4 protein-coding genes are annotated in these 7,078 nt (G+C 34.8%); 3 read left to right on the plus strand and 1 reads right to left on the minus strand.

Going from position 1 to position 7,078, the window contains the following annotated elements; genetic code table 11:
* Positions 1-114: 114 nt before the first annotated feature.
* Positions 115-711, minus strand: coding sequence for a porin family protein (locus tag HNS38_RS09025; protein WP_172279274.1), 597 nt, complete (start codon positions 709-711; stop codon positions 115-117).
* A 293-nt stretch (positions 712-1,004) separates the two neighbouring features.
* On the opposite strand from HNS38_RS09025, the gene HNS38_RS09030 reads away from it, so the two are divergent.
* From HNS38_RS09030 to HNS38_RS09040, 3 genes are all read left to right on the plus strand, one after another.
* On the plus strand, positions 1,005-3,047 hold the full coding sequence (locus HNS38_RS09030; protein ID WP_172279272.1) for a tetratricopeptide repeat protein: 2,043 nt from the start codon (positions 1,005-1,007) through the stop codon (positions 3,045-3,047).
* 74 nt (positions 3,048-3,121) lie between these two features.
* Entirely contained in the window at positions 3,122-3,766 is a 645-nt protein-coding gene (locus HNS38_RS09035) for a response regulator transcription factor (protein WP_172279270.1), read from the plus strand.
* A gap of 145 nt (positions 3,767-3,911) precedes the next feature.
* Positions 3,912-7,028 carry a choice-of-anchor J domain-containing protein gene (locus HNS38_RS09040; RefSeq protein WP_172346331.1) on the plus strand — a complete coding sequence of 1,039 codons (3,117 nt, stop codon included), beginning with the start codon at positions 3,912-3,914 and terminating at the stop codon, positions 7,026-7,028.
* The last annotated feature ends 50 nt before the right edge of the window (positions 7,029-7,078 follow it).

Genomic DNA, 7,078 nt, shown 5'->3' on the forward strand with positions numbered 1-7,078 from the left:
TTTGAGATAAATAGAATTAAAAAATCGACCTTTCTCAAAAAGAAAAAGGCCGATTCAAACTAATATTTTCTCCAAAATCAAAAAATCGAAAATATGTTAAGCGAGAAGTGTTACTTAAAATTCATAGCCTAAAGTAAGGCCAATGTATTTGTTGTTTGGCGTTGAATCTACTTTGTCAAATTGAGTAAATCCTAATCCCATTCTAAGATCTAGAACTAAGTTTTGTTTTCCAACAGGATATTTCATTCCAAACCCTAAAATTCCACCTAATTCAAAATCTTCTGTTTGGTCTTTCATATCGATGGTCTGATCGCTAATCTCCACTTCCGACTGCAATAAAAAAGCTGCATAAGGCCCCAAGTTCACATTAAACTTTAAGGCTGTTTTATCACTTTTACCTAAGGAATATTTAAATAATACAGGAACCGAAAGGTAATCATACTTTAACGTGGCATCATCAGTTTTTCCACCCTTTTGATCATAATTCAATTCTGCTTGAAAGGAAACCTTATCATTTAAAGTATAATTTCCAAAGACTCCCACAGTTAAACCTGTTCTGATATTATTATTATTAGCATAATCTGCAATCTCTGATTGAACTGCAAAATTAGCTCCAGCTTTTACACCGTAATGTGCTTTTTGTGCAAATGCTCCTAAGGATACGATTAGTGATAATGTAATCACTAGCGCTTGTTTTTTTAAATTATTCATCTTTTTATTTTTTGTACTATAATTGTTTCTAATATAATCTTTTTGACCTATTATGTTTTATAGTCATATTAAGATCCAAAAAAAAGCCAATATAAACTATTTGACTATTTTTGTGTTTCGGTGCAAATTTATAACAAATATTTGAATTGGAAAGCAATTTTTAAAAAAAATAATTCATTAGATTTTCCATGCCCCACATGGTGGATTTAATAATCTCCTATATTTGCAGCCATAGCAAGGGTTTTTCGTTAAGAAGAAAATCTAGAACATCCTCACTAACTAAAACAAACTCCATGGTAATTCTTAAAAAAGCTATCCCTATCTTAGCATTGATCTTTATCATGACAGGTAATTTGGGCTTTTCTCAGACTAAAGTTGATTCCATAATATCCGAAATTGACACCACTAAGAACCTATATAGAAAAACAACCAAACAACTACATATAGCAGAGTCCTATATGAGAGACAGGCCACATGATGCCATTGAGTACGCAGAGTCTGCTTTGAATAATTCGCTTTTACTAAAAGATACCATGCTTATCCTTAATGCCTATAAATCACTTATCATATCTTTCTCAGGCACCAACGGTTGTGACCAAGTAAAAGACTATTATCCTTTCGGATTTACTTATGCCAGAACAGCAAAAGACAGTGCAAGTTATTATGCCGACATGGGTGTTGTATTTACCATTTGCGGAAACCTCAGGGAAGCTGAAGTAAATTATCATAAAGCCATGTTGCTTTACAAACAGATGGATGACAAAATAAATGTAGCTGTATTGATGACCAACATGGGAGTGACGTATGCAAGAAATGGGCAATACTACCAAGCTTCTTCTAATTATCTTAAAGCACTTCAAATAAGCGAAGAAATGAAAGATGAGGAAAGTATAGCCACGACCTATCAAAATATGGGTGAGGTAATGGCCTTACAAAAGCAATATGATAAAGCAGTTGGCTATTATAACTCTGCATTAAATATATACCAGAAACATAAAAACCAAGCTGATATGGCAGCGGTGTATCTAAATTTAGGGCAGATTTATATTGAACAAGAAGAATGGGATGTTGCAAAGCATTATTTAAATAGATCCTATGTGATTGATACCGCACAAAACCTACTGCATTTAGAATCGCTAGCTTTAAAACAACTAGGGATCACATACTTAAAAGCAGATGAATTCATCAGTGCTCAAAGGCTTGTCTCAGCAGCTCTTTATATACAATATTTACACAATTATAGTTCTTTAATTCCCGAAACAGCTACCCTCTTAGCTGAAATATATTATAAACAGGGTAAGTATACGGAAGCATTAAATATTTTAAATAATAGTGAATATACAACAAAAGAAATAGGTGATACCAATTTACTCTCGAGAATCTATTTATTAAAATCATCTATTTTAGACATTCTCAACCAGCATGACAAAGCCTATAAATACCTTAAAAACTCCGTGAAAATATCTGATAGTATTTTTAATATTGAAAGCTCCAAAAGCATCATGAACCTAGAATTAGCCTATCAGACAGAAAAAAAAGAAAAACAGATTGACGAACTAAAATTTAATGATTCCCTTCGTCAGGAGCAATTGAAAAGCAAATCCATTCAACTTTATCTACTAATAGTTATAGCTATCCTCATCTTAATTATCATGATCTACGTCCTATTATATATTAGGAGGAGGCACTTTAAAGAAACAGAGCAAAGAGAAAAACAATTCCTGCAAGATAGATTTGAAGCAGAAGAACGAGCCAAAGACAAGATAGCACGAGATTTACATGACGACATAGGAGGTCAGATGATTGGAATGATCCTCCAATTTCAATCGGCCAATAAGTTGGACGAAAAAGAAATAGGTCAATTACAAAATATCTATATGGATGTTAGGAGGCTATCGCACAGCTTAAACGAACCTATTTTTAGTGAGATTACATTACAAGAGAAAATCAGAAATTACCTGTCAGAACTCAAAGCACACGCCCCTTTTCAAACCCAATTTATTGATGATTTCAGCCCAAAATGGGATACTATTCTAGGTTATCAAGATTTACAAAGAAATCTATATAGAATTATTCAAGAGCAGCTGACTAATACTTTAAAACATGCCCAAGCTACAGAAGTAGATATACAACTTTTAAACGAGGATCAGCACTTAATAATGATATATGAAGACAATGGAATTGGATTGGATTCAGTAGAATCCAAAGATGGCCAATTAAAATTTAACACCATCCGAAAAAGGGTCAAACTTTTTACAGGAGAATTCGAGTTCAATAGTCAAAAAGGACATGGGGTATTTATGATGATTAGAATCCCACTTCAATTCAAAAAATAGAAATTCCAAGTCAGAAGAAATCCAGTTCTACGAAATTCATATATCTTTGCCGCAACCGATATACATAAACCAGCATGAGAAAATCAATAAAAATATTAATCTGTGATGACCACGAACTTATTCTTACTGGAATAAGGCAAGTGCTCAGTGGTCACTCTTTCGTTGATTCTGTGGTATCTGTACATGATGGAATAGAAGCTCAAAAGGCACTTAAAAATAATGTTTTTCATGTGGTTATCTCAGATGTATCCATGCCCGAAATGGATGGCATTAGTTTGAGTGAATACATCAAAACGGAGTATCCCGACATTAAACTCATCATGTTAACTCAGTTTACGGATATGCAAGTTTTAAAACAACTCCTTAAAAACAATGTGGATGGCATTCTATTAAAAGGTGGTAGCAGCAACGAAATAATAGATGCCGTAGAAAAAGTATGTAAAGGGCAAAAATGCTATAGCAATACCATTATGCATGTACTTGCTGATTTATATGCAGGAGACAATCAAAATACTGAAATATTGGTTAAACTTTCCAAGCGTGAACAGCAAGTTTTGGACCTAATAGCAGAAGAACAAACCAATAAAGAAATATCAGAATCACTATTTATCAGCGTTCCTACAGTGGAAACCTACCGAAGAAATCTTTTTAGAAAATTTGAAGTAAAAAACTCTGTAGGCCTTATCAGAAGGGCTATGCGCTTAGGATTTGTTTCTTAAAAACCCTCCTCTCTCCTTTTTTTCCTCATAAAAACCTCATGGTATACCATGAAATATAGCTTTCATTGTAAACACGATGTTTTGCCTTTGTTGCATGCCATACATTTGTCAACGAGATTTAAAAATATCCTTTAAAAACATAGGTATGAATAAAACAACAAACATTTTTATCAAAATTTTAGCCTCGCTAATGATGCTTGTAACTGTTCAGGTTTCTGCTCAGAACATGCACATTATCGGTGATGAAGCTATTGAAACTAATTACCCACCCAATACTCAAGTATTTGACTACGTATGGTCTTCTATGATGTATACTAGTGAAGAGGCTGGGGATGCAAAGACTATTACCAAAATCGCTTTTGATCAAACCACAGATTATGAAGGGTATTGGGAATATGCAGTCCTTGAAAACCAGAAAGTATATGTTAAACTAACTACTGATGAAGACTTTGGGACTTTAGCATACGAAGACCCAGAAAATAGTGTAAATGGATACACAAAAGTATTTGATGGAACCATTCAATTCAACTTAGGATGGTCTGAAATTACGCTAAGCACTCCTCTTGTATACGATGGTACTAGCTCAATTATAGTACATTACGAAAATCACAGAGGTACTACTGCTCCTATCGTTAATGTAAAGTTTAATGCTTCAACTATAAGCGATGACTTGTTTAAAACTGTTGGAGCAGACGATAACTTCCCAACAGAGTTTGGTACTTTCATGAATCAACGTCCAAACATTGCTCTTATTTATGAAGGAGATGGACCTTCCACACCAGTAAACCCCATGCCAGCCAATAACAGCTATAAAGCTAAAGTAGATACAGACTTAGAGTTCTTTATTGGCGATAATACAAGTTCTTATGATGTTTATTTTGGGACTAATAATCCACCAACCGAAATTTTACAAGCTGATGTTGCTGTTTCTGGTTCTGGAACTTATAGCATTAACCCTTCTGAAGTATTAGGCAATCTATTAGAGCCTCATACTAAATACTATTGGCAAGTGGTAGCCAAAGATGGTGGCGCTACTGCTAGTTCGCAAGTTTGGAACATATACACCCAAGGTGTTATACAAGATTTCCCTTATTTTACATCTTTTGAAGACCAACCCATTAACCCAATGTATGCAGATACTATTGATTGGTCTTGGCCAATAGCAGGTGCTGCAAATTGGAGAATGCTAGATTATGATGCATTCAATGGAACCTATTCTGTTGCCTGTAATGTTTGGGGAGATTATACAGATGAATACTCTCTAGTTTCTCCACGTATGTATCTTCCAGCTAACCAAAGAGTAAAATTTAGATGGAAAATGACTGGTGACCCAGCGAATATCAATATGTATTTTGATATAACTACTGACGGTGGTGCTACATGGACTCAGCTCAATGAATTCCAACCTGCTGAAGAAATGAGTGAGTTTGATCAACTCATTGTAAACCTTGCTGGATATGAAGGCAATAATGTAAATTTAAGATGGAGATACGAAACTAATGCAGGTTTTATACCTAATTATTTTATTATGGATGACTTAGCCATAGAAAATGCTCCAACTTCAGCTGTTATTCAAATTGATGTTCCTAACCTATATTTTCCAAATTTAGCAGTAGGCGCACAAACCTACCTTCCTTTAGAAGTTAGTAATATTGGCGTTGAAGACTTAGTAATAACGGGTTCTACAGCAAGCGCTCCATTTAGTATTACTGCTCCTGATGCCATTGCTCCAGGTACCACTGATATTGTTTATGTAAATATGGAAGCCACTAATGTTGGAGACTTCTTCCTAAGTTTTGAATTCACAGGTGATTTCGCAGGAAATTCAAATGTTGATGTGAATGGTTCTGTTTATCAAATAGATTATAACTTCTACGAAAATGCAGATGTTTCCCTTGATTTACCAGAAAACTGGAATGTAATTCGTACAACTGACCCTTATGATGAGTTTACTAATGTGGAGATCAAACAAACCGGATATGATGCATATTCTGCTCCAAATGCCTTCCGAATGATGAAGATGAATGATATTGAATCTCCTTTAATGCTTGTCACAGAAGGCGTTGGAGGATATAGTGCTAATTCATTAACTTTTTATGCCAAGAAAAACTATCCAGAATATGATTGTGTACTCCAAATTGGTACCACAAACGATCCCCTACATGCAGAAGCATTCACACCAGTTCATACTATTGAATTAACAAATGAGTATCAATTCTTTGAATTTGATCTTCCTAGCTCAAGTACAGATCCTTATATTGCTTTCAAATTTCTAAACGGACAGTATGCTGCAGCAATTTGGATGGATGATATATCTTGGGATGAGCAAGGTGCCTATCCTCCATATTGCCCTAACCTAACATTCCCATTGGCTGATGCATCAGATATCGATGTGATGATGGGCTTAGAGTTAACATGGTCAAGTGCTGGTGGAAATCCAACTGGATATATCTTATCTTACGGAACCAATCCAGAGGCTAATAACATCTTAGACGCCCAAGATGTAGGTGATGTTATTTCTTATCAACTACCTAGCATTCCTGCCTATGGTTCAGAGATTTATTGGAAAGTGATAGCTTATAATGCCTATGGAGAATCTACTGGTTGTGGAACCTATTCTTTCACTATCATGAATGATCCGATGGTTACCGTTCCTTATTCTGAGAATTTTGATGACTTAGACGCCTTTGCTGAGCAAATGTATCCTTTAGGTTATTCTCATGAGAATGCAAATAATGACAATTTCCCTTGGGATGTTATTTCTGACGTTGCAACTCCAGGTATGGCTCATACCACACCAAATGCGATGCACATGTTATTCTCATTAAATCAAATGGATGATTATCTATTTACTCCTCCTGTATATCTTACTGCTGGAACAAACTATGACTTTTCATTCTGGTTCAGAACCATGGGTGATGCATGGGTGCCAGAACCAATTGAGAAACTTAAAGTATTCATGGGCAATGATAATAATAGTACAGCTATGACTACTGAGATTTTCAAAAATGAAAATCTTGATAACCAAGATTGGGAAAAAGCAACAGTAAGCTTTAATGTAAGCACTACAGGCGAATATTTCTTCTCTTTCTATGGGTATAGTGATCCAAACCAAGGTATCTTACTAGTTGATGATGTGGCTATTGATTTTTCTATATCTGTTTCAGATATGACTAAAAACAATGTTTCTATCTATCCAAACCCTGCTACTGACTTTGTTAGTATCAACAGTGATGAAGAAATAGATAATATTAAAGTATAGGGTTACCCATTTAGTTCACAAATAGTTGTATATGAGTATATTATTTTGTA

Origin of the sequence: Lentimicrobium sp. L6 (genome assembly GCF_013166655.1) — a bacterium.
Taxonomy (GTDB): domain Bacteria; phylum Bacteroidota; class Bacteroidia; order Bacteroidales; family UBA12170; genus UBA12170.

Coding starts and splice junctions, on each gene's coding strand:
- HNS38_RS09030 (WP_172279272.1), top strand. CDS start 1,005: ATGGTAATTCTTAAAAAAGCTATCCCTATCTTAGCATTGATCTTTATC.
- HNS38_RS09025 (WP_172279274.1), bottom strand. CDS start 711: ATGAATAATTTAAAAAAACAAGCGCTAGTGATTACATTATCACTAATC.
- HNS38_RS09035 (WP_172279270.1), top strand. CDS start 3,122: ATGAGAAAATCAATAAAAATATTAATCTGTGATGACCACGAACTTATT.
- HNS38_RS09040 (WP_172346331.1), top strand. CDS start 3,912: ATGAATAAAACAACAAACATTTTTATCAAAATTTTAGCCTCGCTAATG.